This is a genomic window from Streptomyces sp. UW30 (assembly GCF_008042075.1).
Classification (GTDB): domain Bacteria; phylum Actinomycetota; class Actinomycetes; order Streptomycetales; family Streptomycetaceae; genus Streptomyces.
Genome location: NZ_RDBN01000037.1, coordinates 2,258,367 through 2,282,663, shown reverse-complemented (window position 1 = coordinate 2,282,663; position 24,297 = coordinate 2,258,367). Strand labels below are relative to the sequence as shown.

19 protein-coding genes are annotated in these 24,297 nt (G+C 72.8%); 15 read left to right on the top strand and 4 right to left on the bottom strand.

Annotation, left to right across the window (positions count from 1 at the left end; all coding sequences use genetic code 11):
• The first annotated feature begins 124 nt into the window (after positions 1 to 124).
• The 11 genes from EAO75_RS29140 to EAO75_RS29090 all read left to right on the top strand — a co-directional run bounded on the left by EAO75_RS29140 (position 125) and on the right by EAO75_RS29090 (position 11,689).
• The gene (locus EAO75_RS29140) at positions 125 to 1,273 is read left to right on the top strand and encodes a glycosyltransferase family 4 protein (RefSeq protein WP_147998130.1); all 1,149 of its coding nucleotides are present in this window, start codon (positions 125 to 127) and stop codon (positions 1,271 to 1,273) included.
• Positions 1,274 to 1,388: 115 nt separating this feature from the next.
• A complete protein-coding gene (locus tag EAO75_RS29135) occupies positions 1,389 to 2,114 on the top strand; it encodes a class I SAM-dependent methyltransferase (RefSeq protein ID WP_147997952.1) in 726 nt (241 codons plus the stop codon).
• Positions 2,111 to 6,577: a DUF3367 domain-containing protein gene (locus tag EAO75_RS29130; RefSeq protein WP_147997951.1), complete on the top strand. Its 4,467-nt coding sequence runs from the start codon at positions 2,111 to 2,113 to the stop codon at positions 6,575 to 6,577. Before EAO75_RS29135 ends, EAO75_RS29130 begins: the two co-directional genes overlap by 4 nt.
• On the top strand, positions 6,574 to 6,786 hold the full coding sequence (locus EAO75_RS29125; RefSeq protein WP_147997950.1) for a hypothetical protein: 213 nt from the start codon (positions 6,574 to 6,576) through the stop codon (positions 6,784 to 6,786). Before EAO75_RS29130 ends, EAO75_RS29125 begins: the two co-directional genes overlap by 4 nt.
• Positions 6,783 to 6,995 (top strand): hypothetical protein, encoded by a 213-nt coding sequence (locus EAO75_RS29120; RefSeq protein ID WP_410092482.1) that lies wholly within the window; start codon positions 6,783 to 6,785, stop codon positions 6,993 to 6,995. The genes EAO75_RS29125 and EAO75_RS29120 overlap by 4 nt, the downstream gene beginning before the upstream one ends.
• Complete coding sequence (locus EAO75_RS29115; protein WP_147997949.1) at positions 6,992 to 8,395, top strand: condensation protein; 1,404 nt, start codon at positions 6,992 to 6,994, stop codon at positions 8,393 to 8,395. The genes EAO75_RS29120 and EAO75_RS29115 overlap by 4 nt, the downstream gene beginning before the upstream one ends.
• Positions 8,392 to 9,129: a class I SAM-dependent methyltransferase gene (locus EAO75_RS29110; protein ID WP_147997948.1), complete on the top strand. Its 738-nt coding sequence runs from the start codon at positions 8,392 to 8,394 to the stop codon at positions 9,127 to 9,129. Before EAO75_RS29115 ends, EAO75_RS29110 begins: the two co-directional genes overlap by 4 nt.
• Before the next feature lie 24 nt (positions 9,130 to 9,153).
• Complete coding sequence (locus EAO75_RS29105; RefSeq protein WP_147998129.1) at positions 9,154 to 10,083, top strand: hypothetical protein; 930 nt, start codon at positions 9,154 to 9,156, stop codon at positions 10,081 to 10,083.
• Complete coding sequence (locus EAO75_RS29100; protein WP_147997947.1) at positions 10,080 to 10,298, top strand: Trm112 family protein; 219 nt, start codon at positions 10,080 to 10,082, stop codon at positions 10,296 to 10,298. Before EAO75_RS29105 ends, EAO75_RS29100 begins: the two co-directional genes overlap by 4 nt.
• Positions 10,299 to 10,311: 13 nt before the next feature.
• Positions 10,312 to 11,115 carry an FkbM family methyltransferase gene (locus EAO75_RS29095; protein ID WP_147997946.1) on the top strand — a complete coding sequence of 268 codons (804 nt, stop codon included), beginning with the start codon at positions 10,312 to 10,314 and terminating at the stop codon, positions 11,113 to 11,115.
• A complete protein-coding gene (locus EAO75_RS29090; protein ID WP_147997945.1) occupies positions 11,081 to 11,689 on the top strand; it encodes a hypothetical protein in 609 nt (202 codons plus the stop codon). Before EAO75_RS29095 ends, EAO75_RS29090 begins: the two co-directional genes overlap by 35 nt.
• Here EAO75_RS29090 and EAO75_RS29085 read toward each other — a convergent pair.
• On the bottom strand, positions 11,670 to 12,542 hold the full coding sequence (locus EAO75_RS29085; protein WP_147997944.1) for a RimK family alpha-L-glutamate ligase: 873 nt from the start codon (positions 12,540 to 12,542) through the stop codon (positions 11,670 to 11,672). The two genes, EAO75_RS29090 and EAO75_RS29085, sit on opposite strands and share 20 nt — an antisense overlap.
• 129 nt (positions 12,543 to 12,671) lie before the next feature.
• Between EAO75_RS29085 and EAO75_RS29080 the strand changes: the two genes are divergently transcribed.
• From EAO75_RS29080 to EAO75_RS29070, 3 genes are all read left to right on the top strand, one after another.
• Positions 12,672 to 13,748 carry a MerR family transcriptional regulator gene (locus EAO75_RS29080; protein WP_147997943.1) on the top strand — a complete coding sequence of 359 codons (1,077 nt, stop codon included), beginning with the start codon at positions 12,672 to 12,674 and terminating at the stop codon, positions 13,746 to 13,748.
• Between the two features lie 243 nt (positions 13,749 to 13,991).
• Positions 13,992 to 17,240, top strand: a complete 3,249-nt coding sequence (locus EAO75_RS29075) for a PQQ-binding-like beta-propeller repeat protein (RefSeq protein WP_261989445.1) — start codon at positions 13,992 to 13,994, stop codon at positions 17,238 to 17,240.
• Positions 17,241 to 17,314: 74 nt separating this feature from the next.
• Entirely contained in the window at positions 17,315 to 18,622 is a 1,308-nt protein-coding gene (locus EAO75_RS29070) for a nickel/cobalt transporter (protein WP_261989444.1), read from the top strand.
• Between the two features lie 186 nt (positions 18,623 to 18,808).
• On the opposite strand, the gene EAO75_RS29065 is transcribed toward EAO75_RS29070, so the two are convergent.
• The 3 genes from EAO75_RS29065 to EAO75_RS29055 form a co-directional block, all read right to left on the bottom strand.
• On the bottom strand, positions 18,809 to 20,047 hold the full coding sequence (locus EAO75_RS29065) for an acyltransferase family protein (RefSeq protein ID WP_261989443.1): 1,239 nt from the start codon (positions 20,045 to 20,047) through the stop codon (positions 18,809 to 18,811).
• On the bottom strand, positions 20,044 to 22,401 hold the full coding sequence (locus tag EAO75_RS29060; RefSeq protein WP_147997940.1) for a glycosyltransferase: 2,358 nt from the start codon (positions 22,399 to 22,401) through the stop codon (positions 20,044 to 20,046). Before EAO75_RS29060 ends, EAO75_RS29065 begins: the two co-directional genes overlap by 4 nt.
• A gap of 186 nt (positions 22,402 to 22,587) precedes the next feature.
• Complete coding sequence (locus EAO75_RS29055) at positions 22,588 to 23,295, bottom strand: FadR/GntR family transcriptional regulator (protein ID WP_147997939.1); 708 nt, start codon at positions 23,293 to 23,295, stop codon at positions 22,588 to 22,590.
• 220 nt (positions 23,296 to 23,515) lie between these two features.
• On the opposite strand from EAO75_RS29055, the gene EAO75_RS29050 reads away from it, so the two are divergent.
• The coding region (locus EAO75_RS29050) for an SLC13 family permease (protein WP_261989442.1) at positions 23,516 to 24,297 on the top strand (782 nt) is incomplete at its 3' end.

Sequence of the window (24,297 nt, the reverse complement as noted above, 5' to 3'; positions counted from 1 at the left end):
CTCCCCGCTGCATGCCCCTCTCCCCTGGGCATCGCAGCACCCTCCGGCGCACCCCCCACCTCCGCGCCGAATCGTTTTTCTCGCCCATCGTGACCTGGGCAACCGGTCCGCCGGCGGCTCCGAGCTGCTCTCCCCGCTGCATGCCCCTCTCCCCTGGGCATCGCAGCACCCTCCGGCGCACCCCCCACCTCCGCGCCGAATCGTTTTTCTCGCCCATCGTGACCTGGGCAACCGGTCCGCCGGCGGCTCCGAGCTGCTGGTCGACCGTCTCGCCGACGGCCTCACCCGGCTCGGCCACCAGGTCACCCTCTTGTGCGGTGGCCCCGCGGCCTACCGCGACTACCGGGTCGTCTCCGCGGGCGGCTCCTACGGCCACTACCTGCGCGCCAGATCCGCCTTCGCCCGTCAGGTCGGCGACTGCGATCTGCTGGTCGAGGTCTGCAACGGGATGCCGTACTTCGCCCCCCTCTGGCATCGCGGACCCACGTTGTGCCTGGTCAACCATGTGCATACCGATCTGTGGCAGATGCGGTTCGGCGGGCCGCTGGCGCCGGCCGCGCGGCTCGGGCGAAGACTGGAGCACTGGGCGCTGACCGGTGCGCAGCAGCGGAACCTGCTCGTCGCGGTGTCCCCCTCGACCGCGCATGCGCTGCGGGCGATCGGTGTCGAGCGGGAACGGATCCGGGTCGTGCACAACGGAGTCGAGGAACCCGGGCCCCTGGACGACCGCTCGCCGGAGCCGCTGTTCGTGGCCGTGGGGCGGCTCGTCGAGTACAAGCGGATCGATCTGCTGCTGCGGTTGTGGGAACGAGTGCGGCCCGTCACCGGCGGCCGGCTTCTCATCGTCGGGGACGGGCCCGAGCGCGGAAGGCTGGAGGCGCTCGCCGGGCCCGGCGTCGAGTTCACGGGCCACGTTTCCGAGGCGGAGAAGCATCGGCTGTTGTGTGCGGCGTGGCTGTTGCTCCATCCGTCCGCGATCGAGGGGTGGGGGCTGGTCGTCACCGAGGCCGCGGCCCGTCAGACGCCGACCGTCGCCTTCGATGTGCCCGGACTGCGGGATTCCGTCATGGACGGGGAGACCGGGGTGCTCGCGCAGGGGGAGTCGTCGTTCGCGGCTGCCTGGTGCACGCTCGCTCTGTCGGGGCGTCGACGGGAGCTGATGGGCAAGGCGGCGCGGGACCGGGCGGCGGGATATCGCTGGGACCGGACGGTTCGGCAGTTCCTGGCGGTCGCCGGTGAGGCGGTGAGGGGCCATGGCGCCTGTGGGCCGTAGGGGTAAGGCCGTCTCGCGAGTGCCGGTCGGTCGTGGCTGGTCGCGCCCACGCGGCGGTAGCCGCAAATCGAATACAGCCCCGCGCCCCTCTGGGCAAGATGTCGGGCCCCAAGCCGTGAAGGACCCTTCGTTTCGGCGCTCTCTCGCCCTCTTTCGTGCCTTCCTGCGTGAGCAGGACGACCCCGAGTTCTGCTACTCGCTGCTCGCCCGTGATGCCGTCGATCAAGTGGAGGCGTACGACGGGCCGGTCGGCGGGCGGGTCGTCGTGGACGTCGGCGGAGGCGGCGGGTATTTCACCCGGGAGTTCCGAGTACGCGGTGCTCACGCCTACCTCTTCGAGCCGGATCTCCGCGAGCTCGGCGAGAAGCCGCCCGAGGGGGCCGTCGTCGCCGACGGGTATCTGTTGCCCCTGCGTGACGGCGTCGCGGACGTCACCTTCTCCTCCAATGTGCTGGAGCATGTGGCCGATCCGCAGACTTTTCTGAGTGAGCTGGCGCGGGTGACTCGGCCCGGCGGGCTGATCTATGTGTCGTTCACCAACTGGCTGTCCCCCTGGGGTGGCCACGAGTGGGCCCCCTGGCACTACCTCGGCGCCGAGCGGGCCCGCGCCCGCTACCGGCGTCGTACCGGGCGGGCCGCCAAGCACACCCTCGGCGAGAACCTCTTCGCCGTGCACATCGGCACCACCTTGCGGCAGGTCCGTGCCCGTGACGACGTGGCGGTCGTCTCGGCGCGCTCCCGCTACTGGCCGTTCCTCGCGGAGGCCGTCGTGAAGGCGCCCGGCATACGCGAGTTCGCCACCTGGAACCTCCTCCTCATCCTCAGGCGGTGTCCACCATGACGACGACCACGGTCCAGGCTCCTCCCCCGGCGGCCGTGCCCACCTCCGCGCCCGCCTCGGGCCCGCCGGAGGGGCCGCGCTCGCGGCGCTGGCTGCTGGGGTTCTGGGCCGTGGTGTTCGTGCTGTTCCTGGCGGTGCAGCCGGGGCGGCAGACCTTCGACACCAAGCTGGGTGTGACCGTCGATCCGGGGCAGTTCCTGGCCGACCTCGGGCAGCTGTGGCACGACGAGGGCGGTTTCGGCGGGATCCAGGACCAGTACGCGGGCTATCTGTGGCCGATGCTGCCGTTCTACTGGCTGGCCGACGTCGTACGGCTGCCGGTATGGCTGGCGGAGCGGTTGTGGCTGTCGCTGATCGTGTCGGTCGCCTTCTGGGGTGCGCTGCGGCTGGCCGAGCGGCTTCGGGTGGGCAGTGGCGGGTCGCGGCTGGTGGCGGCGGTCGCCTATGCGCTGTGGCCGGTCTTCACGATCGTCGTCGGGTCCACGTCGGCCGCCGCGCTGCCGGGGGCGTTCCTTCCGTGGGTGCTGCTGCCGTTGACCGACGAGCGGTACACCGCCCGGGTCGCCGCGCTGCGCTCGGCGCTGGTCATCCCCTTCATGGGCGGTGTCAACGCGGCCTCGACGCTGGCCTCGCTGCTGCCCGTCGGGCTGTATCTGCTGTCCCGGCCGCCCGGGCCGCGGCAGCGCAAGCTGATCGGGTGGTGGGTGCCGGGGGTGATCCTGGCGACCGCCTGGTGGGTGGTCCCGCTGCTGCTGCTCGGCACGTACGGGGAGAACTTCCTTCCCTACGTGGAGAGTTCGCAGACCACCACCGAGACCATGTCGGCGACGGAGGCCCTGCGCGGCGCCGGGAACTGGGTCGCCTATCTGCACTTCGGCGACGCCTGGCTGCCGGCCGGATGGACCGTCGCCGCGTCCGTCGTCGTGATCGTCTGTTCGGCGCTCGCCGCCGGGCTGGGGCTCGCGGGGCTGGCCCGGCGGGACATGCCGGAGCGGCGGTGGCTGGTGCTGACCGTGGTGACGGTGGCGCTGATTCTGCTCGCCGGGTACGGCGGGGCGTTCGGCGCCCCCTTCCACGGGGTCGTGCGGGACTGGCTGAACGGCGGCCTGGTCCCCTTCCGGAACATCTACAAGTTCCAGACGGGGCTCGCCCTGGCGCTGGTGCTGGGCCTCGCCCATCTGGTGGGCGTGGCGGCCGAGGCGCGCGGGGCGCGGCCGGTGCCGGGGCGGCGGTTCGTCGCGCTGATCGCGGCCGTGCTGGTGCTGCCGGGACTGCTGTGGCCGTATCTCAACGGCTCGATCCTCAGCCCGGGTTCCTTCAAGGAGATCCCCAAGTACTGGCAGTCCACGGCCGACTGGATGGAGAAGTACTCCCCCGACGCCCGCGCCCTCGTCGTCCCGGCGACCGCGCACGGCATCTACACCTGGGGCTCGACCATCGACCAGCCCCTCGACGTCCTCGCCGACTCGCGCTGGGCCCAGCGCGACTACGTCCCCTTCGGCACGCCCGGCAACCGGCGCGCGATGGACGCCGTCGAGCAGGCGCTGATGAGCGGGGGCGAGGTGCCGGGGCTCGCGGACTACCTGAGCCGGGCGGGTGTGTACTACGTCGTCGTCCGAAACGACCTCGACCCCGACCAGATCGGCGCCGTCCCGACCACGACGGTGAAGCGGACCCTGGAGCAGTCCGGGTACCGGCGGGTCACCGGCATCGGGCCGGTGATGACCGGCGGACGGATCGCCGAGGGCACCCCGCTCCAGGTGGAGGGGCTCTATCCACGGCAGCGGGCGGTGGAGATCTACCAGCCGGCCTCGGAGGACGTGCCGCGTCCTCACCAGGCCGGGCTCCAGCCGGTCGCCGACACCGCCGTTGTCTCCGGCGGTCCGGAGGCGCTGCTGCCGCTGGCCTCCGAACTGCGGGGCCGGGCAAGCGTGCTGACCGGCGACAACCACCCCGGGCTCGGCTCGCCGCAGGTGCAGGTGACCGGCGACGGGCTGCGGCGCGCGGACACGCGGTTCGGGCTCGTCAACGCCAACACGTCGTACACGTACACCCGCGGCGAGCGCAACGCGCCGGACGCCGCCCAGGACGCGGGCGAGAAGCCGCACCAGATCCTGCCCACGACCGGCCTCGGCCGCCAGACGGTGGCCGAGCTGCGCGGGGCGCGGTCGGTGACGGCGTCCTCGTACGGCAGCTGGCTCTTCCATCTGCCGCAGTTCGACCCGGTGAACGCCTTCGACGGCAACCCGGACACGGCGTGGACCGAGGGTTCGGAGGGCTCGCCGGTCGGTGAGTGGCTGCGGATCGCCTTCGCGGGCGGGTCGTACGACATGCCGTCGTCGTTCAAGGTGACGCCGTTGCCGCAGGAGGCGGTGCGGGCGGCGCCGACGCGGGTGCGGGTGGAGACGCAGAAGGGGGCGGTGAGCAGCTTCCTGCGGCCGGACGGTACGGCCCAGAGCATCAAGGCGCCTGCGGGCGCGACGAGTTGGATGCGGCTGACGATCACGGACTCCGTGGCCCGGCAGGCCGGTCTGACCGGGGCGGGCTTCTCCGAGATCGCGCTGCCGGACGTGCAGGTCACCCGGCTGCTCCGGCTGCCGACGGACGCCGTCGACTCCGGCGCCGCCGCCGAGATCGTCTCGCTGTCCCGTACGGCCGACCCGACCGGCCTGTCGGCGACCGGCACGGAGGCCGGCCTGCACCGGCGCTTCACCACCTCCACCGCGGGGGCGTACGAAATGCGGGCGAGTGCGGTGCCGGTCGCGGGCGAGGAGCTGGACGAGCTGCTGTACGAGGTGGCGCCGGAGCAGGCCAACCGGATCGTCGCGACCGCCGACTCCACGGCGCGGCTGGGAGCGGGGCTGTCGCCGCGCAACCTCACCGACGGCGACCTCACCACGGCGTGGATCGCGGGCGACCGGCCGACGATCCATCTGCGCTGGCCCGGCAAGCAGGCGGTCGGGGAGATCGTGCTGGCGCCGGCCGGTGGGCTCGCGACCCGTCCCACCGAGGTGCACATCAGCTCCCCGGACGGCGCGGCCATCGCGGGCGTGGACGAGAACGGCAACGTCCGCTTCCCGCCGATCACCACCGACCGTCTGGACATCACCATCACCGAGACGGCCCCGCTGACCCTCTACAACCCGGTGGTGGACGAGGACCTGCAACTCCCGGTCGGCCTGACGGAGGCCTACATCCCGGCCCTCGACCAGTACCGGACCCCGCAGCCGAGGGACTCCCGGCCGTTCTCGCTGCCGTGCGGCAAGGGGCCGGTCGTCTCGGTGGACGGGGAGCTGTACCGGACGAGTGTGCGCGGGACCGTGAGCGATCTGGTGCAGCGGCGCCAGGTGGATGTGACGCTCTGTCAACAGGGGCGGGACGACGCCGAGTTGCGGCTGCCGTCCGGGGAACACCGGGTGGAGGCCGGGGACGCCGGGCCGCTCGCGCTGACCGGCGTGACGCTGACCCGTGGCACGGTCGCCGAGGCCACGACCACGGGACGCGACCTCGCGATACGGGACTGGCTCGGCGACCGCCGCACGGTGGCCGTCGGCACCGGCGCGGCGAGCTACCTGACGATGTACGAGAACTTCAACGACGGCTGGCACGCCAAGCTGAACGGCAAGGAGCTGACGCCGGTCCGGCTGGACGGCTGGCAGCAGGGCTGGCGGATCCCGGCGGGCACCGGCGGCACGGTCGAGCTGTCGTACGAGCCGGCGGTGACGTACGAGGCCGGGCTGATCGGCGGCGCGGTCGCCGTCGCGCTGCTGGCCGGGCTGGTGCTGTGGCGCCGGCGCACGCCGAACCCCGACGAGCCGCAGGCCGCCGCGCCGCTGCCGGGGCTGTGGCTCGGCACGGTGGCCGTGACGGTGGTGGGCGTGTTCGTCGCCGGATGGTTCGCGCTGCTGGTGCCGGCGCTGGCGGTGGTGGCGTGGCGCAGGCACACCCTGCTGGTGCCGATCGCGTTCGTCGCCCTCACCGGGGCGGGCGTCGCCGCGGCGGTCGGGGCCGGGGAGCCGGTGGGCGCCGGGGACGGGGCGTTCGGGCACACGGCCCAAGTGCTGGCGCTGGTCGGGTTGTTCGCGGGTGTGGTGGGCGTGCGGGAGCAGGCGGTCGGAGCGGCTTCGGTCGCCGGGGGCGCTGTTCCGGGCGCGGCTCCGCAGGCACCGACGCAGCCGCTGCCGCAGCGGGTGCGGGGCCAAAGCCCGCTGGGGACCGATCCGGAACCTGGTTCGGCCGCCTCACGGTCCGCGTCCGAGCCGGAACCTGGTCCGGCCGCCTCACGGTCCGCGTCCGGGCCGACCGTCTCCGCACGCGGCCCCGGCGCACCGGATCCCGACCCACCGACCGCACGTATCGCACCCCGCAAGCCACGCCTACGGGCGACCGACCCGCAGGACGCACCGGACCCCGGCCCCGCCCCCGGCAGGAAGGACGACTTCCGGAAGGGCGACACCCCATGACCGCACTCCAACACCCCGCCCGCGCCGAAGGCCCACTGCGGCCGCCGGCACGGGTCCCCTTCCCCGTCGTGGACGAGGTCGCCCGGCACTGTCTTCAGGAGGAGGAACCGGAGACGCGCCGCATCGAAGTCCATCTGCCGGCGCCGCAGGACGCACCGGATCCCGGCGCCCGCAGGAAGGACGACTTCCGGAAGGGCGACACCCCATGACCGCACTCCAACACCCCGCCCGCGCCGAAGGCCCACTGCGGCCGCCGGCACGGGTCCCGTTCCCCGTCGTGGACGAGGTCGCCCGGCACTGTCTTCAGGAGGAGGAACCGGAGACGCGCCGCATCGAAGTCCATCTGCCGGCGCCGCAGGACGCACCGGATCCCGGCGCCCGCAGGAAGGACGGCTTCCGGAAGGGCGACACCCCATGACCGCACTCCAACACCCCGCCCGCGCCGAAGGCCCACTGCGGCCGCCGACACGGGTCCCGTTCCCCGTCGTGGACGAGGTCGCCCGGCACTGTCTTCAGGAGGAGGAACCGGAGACCGTCCATATCGAGGTCCATCTGCCGGGGCGGCTGGACGAGGGGCGCCTGCGTGCGGCCTTCGTCGAGGCGCTGCGCCGGCATCCCCGGATTCTGATGCGGGAGGCGCCGGGGCGGTGGTACCGGCGCCGGTACGAGTGGGAGCTGACGGCGGAGCCGGACGTGGAGGTGGTGAGCTTCGCGGCGGCGGGGCGGGACGCGTTGCGGGACGCCCGGACCCGGGCGCTCACGCAGGCGCCGCCGTTGTCCCTGTCGCCGCCGATCAGGCTGGAGGTGGTGGAGGGAGGCGGGCCGGTCGAGGGCAGCGAGGCGACGGACGCCGTCGGTGGGACCGGTGCGGGGCGCCGCGGTTCGCGCCCGACCGCTCCCCGGCCGGGCGGGCCGCACGGCACCGTCCTGTTCCTCACCATCAACCACACCGCCCTCGACGGCCCCGCCTGCCTCCGCATCCTCGCCACCGCCGCCGAGCTCTACGGCGGCCGGGACAACTCCCCCGCCGCCGCGCCGGTCCGCACGCAGGACGCCCCACCGCCGCCCGAGGAGACCCCGTCCAACTGGTCACCCCCCGCGCGGGTGGCGCCCGGCACCCCCGAGCCTTCCCCCGGCAACGGCCTGCTCGTCACCGAACTCCCCCTGCCGCACCGCCCCAAGGGCTCGCCCTACACGGTGAACGACCAGCTCATGGTCACCACGGCCCTGACCATCGCCCACTGGAACAAGGAGCACGGCGCCCGGCCCCGCCCGCTGCGCATCACCATGCCCGTCGACGACCGCCCCCGGGACGCCACCATGCCCATCGGCAACGGCACCCGGCTGGTCGAAGTCCCCTTCACTCCCGAGGAGTTGGCCGCGCACGCCCCCGCCGACATGCCGGCCCTGCTGCACCGCACGGCCACCCGCACCCGTGCCCTGAAGTCCCTCCCCCGGCCCCAGCTCGGCCACGGAGCGGCCCTCCTGACCGCCCCGATCGCCCCCGTCGCCTGGCGCGCCGCCCTCACCCGCGGCCTGCGCAGAGCCGCCTCGCCCTGGACCTCGACGACCCTGCTCAGCAACATCGGCCGTATCCCGTACGCCCTGGACTTCGGCGCGGAGGCGGGCCGCGCGCACGCCGTGTGGTTCTCGGCGCCCGCCAGGATGCCGCGCGGTCTGACCGTCACCACCGCCTCCACCGCAGGCCGCCTCCATCTCGCCCTGCGCTGGTCGCGGACCCTGCTCAGCCATGGCGACGGCGCCCATCTGCGGGACCTGTTCGAGCACCACCTGCACACCACGGAGGTGACCCCGTGACGACGACCGCCCCACCCCCCAAGGACCTCCGCGACTTCTACGAGAACCCCGCGGTCCCCGTCGCCTCCGGCACCCCCCGCAGCCGCCGCCAGGCCCGCATGCTCGCCGCGGCCCTGGGGCCGGGGAGCGCAGGACATACCCGCACGATCATCGACATCGGCTGCGGCGACGGCACCGCGGCCGCCACCGCCGCCCCCTATCTGACCGGCCACCGCGTCATCGGCATCGACTGGTCCCAGGACGCCCTGCGCCGGGCCCGCACCCGGATCCCGTACGCGGTCCGCGGTGAACTCACCGACGGCGGGCTGCCGTTGCGCGCCGGGTCCGCCGACGCCGTGCTGTTCAGCGAGGTGATCGAGCACCTCGTCGACCCGGACGCCGCCCTGGACGAGATCCGGCGCGTACTGCGCCCCGGCGGCCATCTCATGCTCTCCACCCCGAACCTGGCCGCCTGGTACAACCGCGCCCTGCTGCTGGCCGGGGTGCAGCCGGTGTTCTCGGAGGTCAGCCTGCGGGCGATCCACGGGCGTCCGGGGCGGGAGGTCGTGGGGCATCTGCGGCTCTACACCGCGCGTGCGCTGCGGGAGTTCGTGGCCGCGTCCGGCTTCGAGGTCGTACGGCTGGCGGGCGCGCCCTTCCACGGCGTGCCGCGTCCGCTGCGCCCGCTGGACCGGCTGGCCTGCGCCAGGCCGTCGCTCGCGTCGATCCTGCTCCTGCACGCTCGGCGGACCTAGGGGGCGTGGACCATGTGGTGGGGAGTGGCCGCGGCCCTGTTGGCGAACACCCTGTACAGCCTCGGTTTCGTCCTGGAGAAACGGGCGCTCACCGCCCTCCCGGAGGTGACGATCCGCCGGCCCGCGCGGCTGCTGCGGCTGGTGCTCGGCAGCCCGCTGTGGATCGGGGGTTCCGTGGCCCTCGCCGCCGGGTTCGCCGCCCAGCTCGTCGTCTACCGCACCCTGCCGATCGCCGCCGCGCAGGGCATCTTCGTCTCCGGGCTCGTCCTGCTCGTGCTGCTGTCCGCGCGGCTGCTGGGCGAGGAGACCAGCGGGCGGGAGCGGTACGCGCTCGGCGCGATCCTCGCCGCGCTCCTGATGGTGGTGCTGTCGCTGCGGGACGGGCCGGGTGGAGGGGAAACGGTCGGCCGGGCCGCACCGTACCCGCTGATCCTGCTGGTGTGCGTGCCGTCGCTGGCGGCGGGTGTGTGGCTGTACGGCTCCGCCGAGCGCAGGGCCCGGCACCGGCACCGGCTGCCGACGACCGGCGTCGAGTACGGGGTGGCGGTGGGGCTGCTGTACGGGGTCAGCTCGCTCGCGATCAAGGGGGTGTCGAGCCATCTGACGACGAGCGGATGGGGCAGCGCCCTGCTGGACCTGCTGCGCTCCCCGTACCCGTATCTCCTGCTCTTCACCGGCGCGTTCGGGCTGGTCATGTCGCAGGCGGCGCTGCAGCGCTGCCGGGCCTCGCTGATCGTGCCGGTGTGCACGACGGTGACCTGCGTGTACACGGCCGTACTCGGCACGCTGTCGTTCGGCGAGGCGCTGCCCGAGGACCCGCTGCGGCTGGCGCTGCGGCTGGCGGGTACGGCGCTCGCGCTCACCGTACTGATGTCGATGCCCCGGCACGACCCGCAGCCCGCACCGTCTCCGCAACAACCCCCCATGGGTGCCAAGGAGTTGACCCCACCATGAAACCCGACGACCCCCTGCTGCAGATCCTGGCCTGCCCGCTCGACAAGGGGCCGCTGCACCTCGTCGTGCCCAAGGACGCGTCCGAGGCGCTGTACAACCCGCGGCTGCGCCGCCGTTACCCGATCGTGGACGGCATCCCGCAGCTGCTGCCGGCCTCCGGGGAGCAGGTCTGCGACGACGAGCACGAGGAACTCCTCAAACAGATGGCTCCATGAAACGGAAGGCCCGATGACCCTGGCCGCGAGTATCGCCCCGCTGTTGCCCACCCGCCTGGTCGCCGCCGTCGCCCGGGCGGTGTACCCGCGCTTCGAGCCGGAGCTGGCCCGCCTTGCGGAGCTGTGTCCCGCCGGGTGCGGGACGGCCGTGGACGTCGGCGGGTGGTACGGCCCGTGGACGCGGCGGCTGTCGCGGCGGGCCCGCCGGGTGGTGACCGTGGAACCGGTCCCGCACCTCGCGCGGCTCCTCGCCGCGACGGCCCCGCCCAACGTCCGGGTCGTGCAGGCCGCGGCGGCCGAGCGCCCCGGCACGTCCCGGCTCTGGCTGCCGCCGCACGACGCGGGCGACCGGGGTGTGTCCTCCCTGGTCCGCCGGGACATCCATGCCACGGCGCTGCCGGTCAGCTGTGTCACGCTCGACGAACTCGGCCTGAAGGACGTCGGGTTCGTCAAGGTCGACGTGGACGGCAGCGAGCTGGCGGTGCTGCGCGGCGCGACCGGCATCCTGGCCCGCGACCGGCCCGCCCTGTTCATCGAGCTGGAGTCCCGCATCCAGCCGATCACCCCGGTGCTGACGTATCTCTCCCTGCTCGGCTACGACGGCTGGGTCCTGCCAGGGCGCGACTGGGTGCCCCTGAGCCGCTTCCCTCTCGAGACCCACCAGGAAGCGACCTCGCACGTCGTCACCCAGGGCCTGCTGCGCCGAGTCCTGCCCTTCCGTGGCCCGCGGTACGTCAACTCGGTCCTCTTTCTCCCCGACGGCCGCCGCCCGATCGGCGACGATGGAGCGCATGCCCTCCGCAAAGCACCCCGCTAGCCCCTTCACCGCCCGCGACTTCCAGCTGGTGCTGCTGCGCCGGATGGCCGACCACAATCCGGACCTGGTGGAGGACGCCCGCCGTGAACTGGGCGTCTCCCTCGCCGAGATGCGCGAGGCGAACAAGCGGTGGCAGGCGATGCTCCGCTCACCGAGGGCGCGTGCGGCCGCCTCCCGGTACCGCTCGGTGCTGGGCGCGCCCGAGTCGGTCCTCACCCGCAAGGTCGGCGACCTGGAGTGCGAGGCCTGGCTGTGGCCGGTCCCGCTCTGGCCCGCCCTGCGCTTCGAGGTGCTGCTCGCCCCGAACGGCGCGGTGTGGAACGAGTGGCTGGTCCGCGCCCCGGGAGCGAAGGGCCCCGCCCTCCACACCCTCGCCGACCTGACCCCCTGGTCCTGCACGGTCGACGAGGCCGCCCGCGCCTTCGCGCCCGCCCGGCCGCTGGAGGGCACGGCTCCGACACGGTGGGGGCTGGCGTTCACCGCGCCGGACGAGCAGGGCGTACGGCGGGAGGCGGTCGCCGAGTTCACCTGGGGGTTGTTGCAGCGGGTGGCGGTCAGGGGCGAGCCGAGTTGAGGATCGCCTCGACCACACGCGGGACGGACGCCGTGTGCAGCGACAGGAACAGGTTCGGCTCGACCAGCTCCAGCTCCATGACCTGCGGCTGCCCGTCCGCACCGTCGACGAGGTCCACGCGCGCGTAGAGCAGCTCCTCGGTCTCCGGTACGGCGGCCAGGGCGCGTTCGGCGACGGCGAGTTCGGCCGGGGTCGGGGTCCAGGGCTCCAGGCCGGGGTGGGCGACCTTGCGCTCGTCGTAGGGCGTGCCCGGGGTGAGGACGGCTCCCTTGCGGCTGGCGTGCAGGAGGCGGCCGCCGTAGAACTGCAGCGCCCGTTCCCCGCTGACGTCGATGCTCGTGATGTAAGGCTGCACCATCGCGGTGAACCCCTCCGCGTGCATCCGCGCGAGCTGCCGTACGGCCGTGTCGTGCTCGTCGGGCGAGTAGCGGGCGGCGAAGCGGGCGCCCGCGCCGGAGGTGGGCTTGACCACGTACTCGTGGTCGTCCGGGAGATCGGGGGCGTCACCGGGCGCGAAGTACCGGGTGGGCACGACGGGCACCCCGGCCTCGGCGAGCTCGCCGAGATACCGCTTGTCCGCGTTCCACCGCACGACCCCCGCCGGGTTCGCGAGCCGGGTCGCCTTCCCGCACCGCTGCGCCCACGCCAGGAACTCCGCCGCACGCCAGCTGTAGTCCCAGGTGGAGCGGATCACGGCGAGGTCGTAGCCGCCCCAATCGGCCGTCGCATCGTCCCAGTACACGATGTCGGCCTCGGCCCCGGCCTGCGTCAGTGCCCGCGCCAGCACGGGGAGGTCGCGGTCGACGCTGATCTCGGGGGCGGGACGGCAGGTGACGAGTGCGATGCGGGGCACGCCGGGCTCCTCCGGGTCGGACAGGTGTGCGGCACGCAGGGTAACAAGCGCTCGCGGAACCGGAACAAGCCGCTTGACCTTCACCTTTGGTGAAGCCACAGCATCGGTGCGAGGAACCGGAGGGAATGGATGCACGAGGACATGCTGACGATCGGGGCTTTCGCCAAGGCCTGCCGGCTGTCGCCGAAGGCGCTGCGGCTGTACGACGAGCTGGACCTGCTGAGGCCCGGCCGGGTCGACCCGGACACCGGCTACCGGTACTACGCCGTCGCACAGTTGGAGCGGGCCAGGCTGGTGGCGTGGCTGCGGCGGCTGGGGATGCCGCTGGCCCGGATCCGTCAGGTGTGCGCGCTGCGTCCGGCCGACGCCGCCCGTGAGATCCGCGCCTACTGGGCGCAGGTGGAGGCGGAGACGGCCGCGCGGCGGGATCTCGCCGGGTTCCTCGTCGGACAACTGCTCGCAGAACCGAGGAAGGACACCACCATGCTGGAGCTTCGCTACTTCGCCCACTCGGACCGGGGCCGGGTGCGCCCCGCCAACCAGGACACTGCCTACGCGGGCCCCCGACTGCTCGCGGTCGCCGACGGCTGCGGCCCCGCGGGCGCGCACGCGAGCAGCGCGGCGGTGGAGGCGCTGCGCTTCCTGGACACGGCCGAACTCCCGGCGGGCGACGTGCTGAACCTGCTGGAGGAGGCGGTGCGGGGCGCCGCGGAGGCGGTCCGCGACGCGACGGACGCCGACGAAGGGGACGGTACGACCCTGACGGCACTGCTGTGGACGGGCTCCCGGCTCGCCCTGGTCCACATCGGCGACTCCCGCGCCTATCTGCTGCGCGACGGCGCCCTGTTCCGCGTCACCGACGACCACACGGTGGTCCAGTCGCTGATCGACGAGGGCCGGCTGACGCCGGAGGAGGCGACGACCCACCCCCAACGCGCCATGCTCCTGAAGGCCCTCCCGCCGACCCCGCCCGCGACCGCGGACCTCCGCCTGCGGGACGCCGAGCCCGGCGACCGCTATCTGCTCTGCTCCGACGGCCTCTCCACGGTCGTCCCCGACGCCCGCATCCGCCACCTCCTCACCACGGCCCAGGCCCCCGACACCGCCGTCCACGCCCTGGTCGCCGCGGCGAACGAGGCGGGCGGGCCGGACAACGTCAGTTGTGTGGTGGCGGATGTGGTGGAGGGGGAGGCCGGACCGCGTTAAGTCCGGCCGACCGTTCGGTGAATAGGTTGACGTACCGCACCGGTAACTTGTCTGGTCAAGCTACTTTCCCTGCACATGGCGATTCTACGAAGAGCAGCAGGTCTAGGCCTGGCTCTGCTCTACTTCCTCATGTGCTTGTGTGCACAGCCGGCTGCGGCGCACGTGTCACCGCAGCATGGCGAACTTGTCGTTGCGACCAAGGATGACGTCACCAGTGGGCGGCTGATCGTCCACCGTGACGTGGTGTCGGCTCAGCAGGCGGGCGCCTGGGCGTCGCACCTGCTGAGCGCGGCGTGCCCGGCCACCGGTTCCGGCGTCGCCGGTGACACGGGCGGCGTCCCCGGCGGTGTGGTGGTCGAGCTCGCGTGGAGCTGCCACGTCGACCGACTCGACCTGAGCGCGATGCTGCAGCAGGGCGGGCTGACCCAGGTCATCGTCGAGTTCGACGGCACCACGGTCGACGCCGACGCGCGGACCCCGCTCGTGGACGCGTCCGGCGCTCACGCGCTGCCCGCCTTCCCGTGGGCACAGGTGGCGCTCGGCAGCGCGGTGGCCGCCGCGCTGCTGTTCACGGTGTGGCTGATCCGCACCGGGCGGCTCCCCCTCGCCCTGCTACCGGCCCGCGTGCGCGCCGACCGCCGGCGGTTCGAGCTGGCCGCCGTCGGCGCGGTGGCGCTGTCCTGTCTGGCTCCCCCGATGGCCTCGGCGGCGCCGCTCGGCGAGGAGGCCGCGGCGGACACCGTCACCGTCTCGGGCACGGTCTTCAAGGACCGCAACGGCAACGGCCGGCGCGATACGGGCGAGGCGCCGATGGCCGGGGTCGACGTCACGGACGGCGCCGGCTGGGCCGAGACCGGTCCGGACGGCTCGTACACCCTGCAGAGCGACCCGAAACGCCGGGAGACCGACCTCGTCAGCGTCGTCTCCCCGAACGGCTACACCCCGGCGCTGCGCGCGGACTTCGTCCCGCAGTTCTTCCACAAGGTGCCCGAGGGCGGCCCGAGCACCGGCATCGACTTCGCCCTCGTGCCGGACCGGAACGCCGCGAACCCCACCGAAAAGTGGATCATGGATTCCGACGGCGAGGTGTCCAACACCTCGGACAACGCCGCGCGTGACACGCTCCCGGAGTGGACCGGACAGGTCGCGGCGATGTCCCGGCTCGACGGTGCCTCGATGACGATCACGACCGGCGACCTCACGGTCACCGACTACGCCGCGGAGCCCCGCCGGCAGGGTGGCTTCGACCTCCTGCGCAAGGGCCTGACCGACGGCAAGCTCGGCATGCCCTTCTATCCGGTGATGGGCAACCACGACTTCGGCGGCACCGCCACCTCCACGGGCTACGCGGGCAGCATGGAGTACTACCGCCGGAACCTGGGGCCGGAGTGGTACAGCTTCGACCGCAACGGCCGGCACATCGTCGTCCTTGAGGACAACTACGACTCCAGCGGTCTGAAGCCGCAGCTGGAGTGGCTGCGCGAGGACCTCAGGCGGCACGCGGTGGGCAAGCAGGTGCTCGTCTTCGCGCACCGTTCGCTGTTCACCCAGTGGGGTCCCGGGGCCGGCATGCAGCCGACCATCGACGAGCTGTCGAAGTACGACGTGCGGATGTTCGCCGCGGGCCACAACCAGCAGGCCGAGTACCGCCGGGGCGCCTTCACCCGCTCGGTCGAGGTCAACAACCAGGGCAAGTACGGCATCGACGGCTCGCACCCCGACTACAAGGTCCTCGACTTCAAGGGCATTTACGACAACCCGAGGACCAGCCGCAACGAGGACACCGGCTACGTCCAGGGCACCCACCGCCAGTTCGACGTCAGCAATGCCGTCGCGCTGGTCAGCCCGGCCCAGGGCAGTGTGCACGGCAGCAGCGCCCGGATCCCGATCCAGCTGTACGCCGAGGACGCCGGGCGCACCCCCGCCACGGCCTCGCTGACCATCCGCGACGCGCGTGGCCGCATCGCGTGGCAAGAGACGCGGATGAAGTTCGGTACCGGAGTCCGCAGGACCGGGATCGAGAACTGCTACACACCTCCCGGCGGCGCCCCCGAGCCCTGCCCCAAGGCCCGGATCTCGTGGACCCGGGTCAGCGACCGCCTCCCCGACCTGCGCTCGGGCACCTACACGGCCAGGATGACCGCGGTCGACACCCGCGGCAGGTCGTGGCCCGCCATCACCAACACCTTCACGGTGGTGCCCGGAGACCGGCTGGCCGCCCCGAAGACCGGCCAGGACTGGCTGCGTCAGGGCCGCGACGAGGCAGGGCGCTCCGCAAGCACCGACAACCCGGGCACCGAGCTCGACCTGAAGTGGGCGGCGGGCACCGGCGAGCAGTTCAACCTCAACGGGTCGGTCGTGGCGGACGGCAAGGTGATCGTCTCCTCCAGGGCCTTCGACTCGCCGAACCACATGATGCTGGCCTACGACATCAAGTCCGGCCGCGAGATATGGCGTACCTATCTGGACGGCGACGCCGAGTCGGCGCCGACGTACCACGACGGCAAGGTCTATCTGACGACCGCCGTCGGCCGGATCTACGCGCTCGACGCCAAGGACGGCCGTGTCGTCTGGCAGACGATCGAGGACGAGCACAAGCAGGGCGACACCGTGCGCCGGTACGGCCGGGCCGGCGGTCCGGTCAGCGTCTTCGACCTGAAGGCCACGGACGACACGGCCCGCACGGTCGCCGTCTACCAGAACTGGAACAAGATCCAGTGCCGCGACGCCAGGAGCGGAGACCTGCTCGGCGGCTTCAACGGCGCCACGAACTGGGGCCAGTTCCACAGCACGGCGGTCCGACAGGCCGGATCCGACGTCGCCTACCTGCAAACGGACTCCAGCAGCACGGTCGTCGCGATGAACCTCGCGACCTGCAGCCGGCTGTGGGCGAAGAGCACCGAGGGCGGCATCGACAGCCACTCCTCCCCGGTCCTCACCGATCCGGCAAGCGGGGCCCCGCAGTTGGTGACCGTGACCCAGAGCGGTGTCCGCGGGCACGACCTGACGACCGGTGACGTCCGGTGGAAGTCCGCGGCGAACGACCCCTGGATCTGCGAGTCCGGCCGCGCGCCGCTCACCAGCGCCGCCGTCCGGGGCGACATCGCCTACGTCGCCGGCCGCGACGGCGTCGTCCGCGCGTACGACACCAGCGCGGCCGACCCGTCCAAGCCGCTCTGGGAGACCAAGGTCGGCTACCTGCCCGGCAGGAGCCCGATGGACATCGAGTGGCGGGTCGCCCAGGGGTGCACCGAGGGCCCCGGATCGCCGACGATGCACGCCCTGGTCACCGAGGAACTGGTGTACGCGGGCACCCGGGACGGCCGTCTGATCGTCCTGGACCGCGCCACCGGCAGGCGACTGACCGAGTACAACCTCGGCGCCGGTGTGACCTCGGCGCTCTCCGTCAGCGGTGACTGGGTCTTCGCCCTCACCGACGACGGCACGCTCCACGCCCTGGCCGCACGCCACCTGCGCGGCTACGGCCACTGACAACCGGCCGTGAGGTGCCTGCCCAGCCAGGGCAGGCACCTCGCGGCGCCCCACCCCCCGAGGGGACCACCACCATGCACACCCTGCGCACCACCATCCGTATGCGCGCCGCCCGACTCGCACTGATCGGTCTGACCGCCGCACTGGTGCTGCTCGGCGCCGCGGGCCCGGTCCAGGCCCACCCCTTCGGCACACCTCCGGTCGCCCGGGTCAAGGCCGAGGGCCGCGCCCTGAAGATCATCTGGTCGGCCCAGCAGGACGACCTCGACGTCCTGCGCAAGGCTGCCAAGGGCGACGAGGCGGCCTACCTCGGCTCACACATCACCGTGCGGCAGAAGGGGCGCGGATGCGGACCGGGCACGGTGGACACCCTGCGGATCGCGAGCAAGGGCGCCCTGATCCACTACAACTGCCCCGAACCCGTGGACACGGTCACCGTGACGATCACGGCGCTGACCGACGTCAACTCGGCCTACCGCACGATCTCCGTGACCCCGAAGGGCGGCGGCGGTCTGCACACCGCGAGCAGCCCCGCCCGCACCCTCGACTTCGGCGCGGGCGGCTCCCCCACGACCGCATCCACGGGGCCGGCCACCGTGTGGACCACAGACCTCGCGGCCCTGATGGATCACGGCCTCGTGCTGCCCCTGGCGCTTCTCGTCGCGGCAGCCGCGGGTGCCTTCCACGCCCTGGCCCCCGGGCACGGCAAGTCCCTTGCCGCCGGGTACCTCGTGGGGGGCCAGGGCAGGGCGCGGGACGCGGTGTGGCTCGGCGCCATCGTGGCCGTCATGCACACCGCGTCGGTCGCCGTGCTCGCGGTGAGTTGGTGGCTCGCCGCCAAGAACGCACCGGACGTCGCAGCGGTCACCAACTGGCTGCAGTTGATCGCGGCCCTGGTCGTGGCCGCGGTCGGCCTAGGTCTGCTCCGACGGCACCTGAGCAACCGCAAGCACGGTCACGGCCATGGGCCTTCCCATGCCCACCAGCACGGGCATGACCACGACCACGGTCACCACGGCCACAGTCACCACATCCCGACGTCCCAGTCCCTGCTCACCTGGCGTGGCATCGTGCTGCTGGGCACATCCGGCGGGCTGCTCCCCTCCCCGTCCGCGTTCCTCGTGCTGCTCAGCGGGCTCCTGACCGGCCGGGTCGGCACGGCGGTCGCGATGGTGGCGGCGTTCGGAGCCGGCATGGCACTGACCCTGACCGGCGTCGGCCTCGCGGTCCTGCGCGGCCGGGACGCGTTCGTCGCGCGAGCCTCGGCCTCACCCGCGCTGCGCACCTGGAGCAGCCGCATCCCGGTCGTCGCCGCCGGGGCGGTCGTCATCGGCGGCACCATGGCAACAGCCGTCGCCGCCGGCCGCGTCCTGGCACCGTGAAGCCACGCCCCAAGCGGTTCGGCGCGCCGCCCAGTTGCGCGGGGAACTGCGCGACCAGCCACGACTGCGCCGCAGACGGACGACGGTATGTCGCGGCCCATCCAGCCTCCCCGGCGCCGCCGGGTCACCCTGACGCCGCCGCCCTGCCCCGGGGGCGGGCAGCGGCGTATCAGGGGCCCGGCCGGGTCACCGCACCGCGGGCTCAGCCTCCCGCCGCGGCTTCGGCTCCGGGTAGAACTCCCGGGGACGCCCCTTCTTGTCCCGCAGTGCGGCCAGCAGGCTCCCCGGATACTCCACCGCCCAGTAGCTCACCGTCGCCACCAGGACCCCGGCCGCGAGCACGAACACCGCTGCCAGCGGGAAGCCCGCCCGGGAGCGGGGCAGGGCGCCGGTGTCGTAGAGGAGCAGCATCAGCGGCTCGTGCCAGATGTACAGGCTGTAGCTGACCAGGCCCACGCCCGTCAGCCATCCCGAGCGCAACACGGCGTGCCAGCGGGGGCGGGCCGTCGTGCGGACGTGGAGCGTGCCGTAGAGCAGGGCGAACCAGAGGAGCGCGGCCAGCGGGTGGTAGTAGGTGTGCCAGGGGTTTTCCGCTTCGGAGTAGTACGAGAGGGCGTACAGGCCGGCTGCCGCGGTCACCGCCATCGCCGTCGCCGGGCGCGCGCCGACCCGGCCCCGCTCGCCCAGCGCCACCAGGAGCACCGCCAGCAGCATCCCCGCCGCGAAGCCGCCGAGGCGGGCCTGGGGGCCGAAGTACACGGGCCAGTCGGTGTGCGGGACGCCGAGGGCGTGGTGGGCGACGGCGATCCAGGCGACCGGGGCCAGGTAGAGCGCCGCGCAGCCCGACGCGCACAGGGCGACACGGGCTCGGCGGGTGCTCAGGCGGCGGCAGGCACGGATCGCCAGGGGGCCCACGGCGACCAGGGTGAGGTAGAACGCGATCTCCAGGGAGAGCGACCAGGTCGGGCCCAGGGTGTAGAAGATGCGCTTCTGGTCGAAGACGTGCGTGAAGGTGAGGTGCTCCAGCAGGTCCCGCCAGTCGCCGGGGAGGGACGGGTTGCGCAGGGACCAGACGAGGAGGACGGCGAGGAAGTAGAGCGGGAGGATCCTCGTGGCGCGGCGGAAGAGGAAGTCCCGGCCCGGGCGGGTACGGTCGTCGCCGTCGATCGCGGCGCGGGCGTAGGAGAGCGTCAGCAGGTACGCCGACATGACGAAGAACAGGTCGATGACCTCCAGGGAGATCAGTGCCCCGAGGTAGGGGTTGTCGACCGGCGCACGGGCGCCCTGGGCGTCGTACACGTAGTACTGCTGCCAGACGTGGAAGACGACCGTGCTGAGGGCGGCCAGGCCCCGGAAGCCCTGGAGTTCGACGCTGCGGGAGCCACGGGAGGGCTTCGGCGGCTGCGGGGTGAGGGTGCTCGTCACTGGCCGTTCACCGCCTTCGCCGCCGTGGCCGCCGCGCGGGGCGTGACCCGCCAACGCCGGTCTCCCAGCAGCTCCTTGAGGTGGGACTGCCGCGCCACGATGTTCTTGAAGTGGGTGTAGAAGACGGTGGAGATCAGGGCGTGGCGCCAGAACCAGCCGCGCCTGCGGCGTAGTTCGGGCAGGGCAAGGCGGCCCGCGAACGCCGTCTGCACGAGGCCCGCCGAGAGCGTGAACGCGAAGGCGAGCAGGCAGGCGGGGGTGGCCCAGTCGATGCGGTCCGCTCCTCCGGCCCGCAGAGCCGAGTGGAGGAGGATCGGGAGGATCTGGAGGGAGAGCCAGGGCTGGATCTCGCGCCAGCCCAGCAGGACGACGAGTCCCGTTTTCTGACGGGGCGTGAATTTCGGGTGGCGCAGTGCCTGCCAGAGGTGGCGCAGGGACACCTGAAGCCAGCCCTGCGCCCAGCGTGAGCGCTGGTTCCACAGGGGTTTGAGCCGGGTGGGCGCCAGCTCCCGCGAGATCAGCGTGCGGTCGGTGGCGATGCGCGCGCCTTCCCGCAACGCGCGTAGCGTCGAGTCGATGTCCTCCGTCAGCATCGAACCGTGCATCCGGATACGGGCCAGCATGTCGGTGCGCCAGAAGCCGTTGGAGCCGCCGAAGATGCCGAAGCCGTACAGACGGGTGCGGCCCGGGTGGCTGACGGCGTAGATCGCCTCGAACTCGGCGGCCACCTGCCGGGCCACCCAGGAGCTGTCGCCGTTGCGGATCACGCAGTGTCCCTGGACCACGTCGTAGCCGTGGGACAGCCAGTCCCAGGCGTGGCGGAAGGCGTCCGGCGCGGGGTGGTGATCGGCGTCGAAGATGCCGACGAACTCGCCGCGCACGCGGGTGACGGCGGCGTTGATGTTCTGCGCCTTGGAGGTGCTCCCGGGCACCTGGAGCAGCACGAACCGCCGGTCGCGGCGGGCGATCGCGCGCAGGGTGTCCTCCACGGGGAGAGGGTGCGGGGTGTTGTAGGCGAGAACGATCTCCAGGTCGTTCGGGTAGTCGAGGCGCAGGAAGGACTCGACCGTGTCGACGATCGTCGCGGCCTCGTTCGGCAGGTAGGCGGCGATCACGGCGCTCGCGGGCGGATACGGCTGCGCGGGCGCCGCGGGCCGGGTGGGCGCGTCGAGCGAGAAGAGGCATTCGAGGAGGATCAGCGAGGCGGACAGGACCAGTCCGGCCACCACGACCCAGTACACCGCCGAGGCGATGTCCCAGCCGAGCGCGTACGCCTGCTCGTACAGCGCGAACGGCACGCCCACGCCGATCAGCAGCGCGAGCAGCGGGGAGAGGGCGAGCAGGAGGGGGCGTACGACCTTCCTGGCGCGGCGGCGCGGCGCGGCGGCCCGCATCCACGGCTCGTAGCGGACGGGCCGCAGGTCGCGGTGGCGCAGCGCCTCGGCGACGGCGTCGGCGGCCTGCCCGAGGACCCGGTCGGCCCGCAGGCCGTCGGTTTCCGTGAGGGGGAGCCAGCCGACGGCCGGGGTCAGCCGTACGTTCTCGTCGGCGACGACGAAACGGGTGCCGGCGACGGTCGTGGCGAACTCCCGCAACGCCTGGCGCGCCGTCTCCTCGTCGACGCCCGGCATGAGGACGAGCAGCCGCCCCTCCTCGTCCCGGCCGAGCCGGCCGCTGCCGTCGCCGAGCCGCTCGGCGACACCGGCGAGGCGTTCGGCGACCTCGCTGCGCACCCGCGCCCCGAACCGTTCCTCCAGCGTGTCCGCCTCAGCCACGGCGACCACCGCGAGGACACCGTCGCGGCGTCCGGGACGGCTTCCGGGGCGGCGCAGTTCGCGGTCGAGTTCGTCGCGGAAGTGGGGTGCGGAGTACAGGCCGGTGCGCGGGTCGCGGGCCAGCCGGTCGACGGGGACCGGGACCCGGTGCAGCTTGGCGGCGATCCGGGCCGACAGCTCGACGGGGTCGGCGGCCTCGGGCAGGCAGTCGTCGGCGCCGCTGCGCAACAGGCGGGCGACACCGGCGGGTTCGCGGTCGGCGGTGACCATGACGAGGGGCAGGACGTGGCCCTGGGGTGCGGTGCGTATCTCCTGGACGACCGCCACGGCCTGTTCGACGCCGCCTTGGCCGTCGAGGGCGACGATCGCGTCGGGCGGGGTCTGCTGGACGCTGCGGCCCACTTCGCCCGGGGCGGCGTGGGTGACCGCGTAGCCCGTGGATTCGAGGGTGCGGGTGAGCCGTTCGCGTCGGGGGCCGGGGGTGCCGACCGCGAGGACGTGGCCTTGTGGCGGCCCGTCGGTCGGCGGGCAGGCCGGAGTGTTCCGGGGCGCGGGTGTGCGCCTCAGTTCGGTGTGCATGTATGTGGGTCCAATCCTGTTCGGATGTGGGGGGAGGACCTTTTGTCGGTACCTAGCCTCACCAGGCGCCGTGACGCCACACCTGCGGCGGTGTAAAAGCCTGATTTCCTTTACGTGCCCACGCCAAGGAGATGAGGGGAATCGCGTGACCGAGTGTGAGAGCACCGGGCACCGTGGAACCTGCGGTCAGCGTTCTCCGTCCGGCTCCCAGTCCAGCAGCCGCACCTTCGCGACCGTACGGACATGGCGGCGCATCGCGGCCGCGGCCTGGGCGGGGCGGGCGGCGGCGATGGCGTCGAGGATGGCCTGGTGCTGGGCGAGGGAGCGGGCGGGGCGGTGGGGCTGGCGCAGGGACTCGGTGCGGCTCTCGGCGATCTGGTCGGCGATGGAGCGCATGAACTCGGCGAGGATGCTGCTGTGCGCGGCGGCGGTGACGGCGGCGTGGAAGAGGCGGTCGCCCTCCACTCCGTGGCCGTCGTCCCCGATCTCCTTCGCCATGTGCGCGAGGGCCGACCGCATCGCCGCGAGGTCCTCGTCCGTGCGGCGCTCGGCGGCGAGTTCGGCGAGTTTCGTCTCCAGGGCCTCGCGGGCCTCCAGGACGTCCGGGAGGCGCCGGCGGCGCTCGACCATCCGCTCCACGGGCTCCAGATCGAGGCTGTCCCGGACGAGATACATGCCGCCCCCGTGCCGCACCTCGACCAGGCCCTGCACCTCCAGGACCACGATCGCCTGCTTCACCGAGGCCCGGCTCACGCCCAGCCGCTGGGCCAGGTCGCGCTCGGTGGGGAGGCGGTCCCCGGCGCCCAGGCCGCCCTCGGCGACGTAGGTACGCAGCCGGTCGAGCACCTGCTCGTAGAGGCGCTGCTTGGCCATGGGGCGCAGGGCGTCGGTCACGGGGTCCCCCTTCTCGTCCGGAGCGTAACACCGGGCGGGTGCGCGGTCGGGCCGGTTCAGTGGTCAAGTGGCTGAGCCAATTCTTGCGCGACCCCTTGACGTCACCGGCCCGCGCGCCCACGCTTTCCAGCCATCACCCTGAATTGGCTCAGCCACTTTGCCAATCGGACCGTGTGGACCCCGCCCGCAACCGCTCCGGGACCCAAAGACGGGAGCCCGTATGTCCCCCGAACTCATCTCGATCCTCGTCCTCGTCGTGGTGTTCGTCATCGCGACGACCCGCTCGATCAACATGGGCGCGCTCGCCTTCGCCGCCGCCTTCGCAGTCGGCACGCTCGTCGCCGACCTCGACGCGGACGGCATCTTCGCCGGCTTCCCCGGCGATCTGTTCGTCGTCCTCGTCGGCGTCACGTATCTGTTCGCCATCGCCCGCTCCAACGGCACCACCGACTGGCTGGTGCACGCCTCCATCCGGCTCGTGCGCGGCCGGGTGGCCCTCATTCCCTGGGTGATGTTCGCCCTGACCGGCGCGCTCACCGCGATCGGCGCCGTGAGCCCCGCCGCCGTGGCGATCGTCGCGCCGATCGCGCTCAGCTTCGCCGCCCGTTACGGGATCAGCCCGCTGCTGATGGGCGCGATGGTCGTACACGGCGCGCAGGGCGGCGGCTTCTCGCCGATCAGCATCTACGGCTCGATCGTCAACGGCATCGTCGAGCGCGAGAAGCTGCCCGGCAACGAGGTCACGCTGTTCCTGGCCTCCCTGATCGTCAACATCGTCATCGCCGCGGTGGTGTTCGTCCTCTTCGGCGGGCTGAAGCTGTGGGCGCAGGGAGCGGTGGAGACCGACGGGCGGGACTCCGGAACCGACGGCGAGCCCCTCTCCGGCGGCGGTGGCACCCACCAGGCCGGGACCACCGTCACCCGCCCCGCCCGCGCTCGACGACCGCTCCCTGCGCCCACAGCTTCAGCCCGCCGAAGAGGACGAACACCACCGCGGCGATG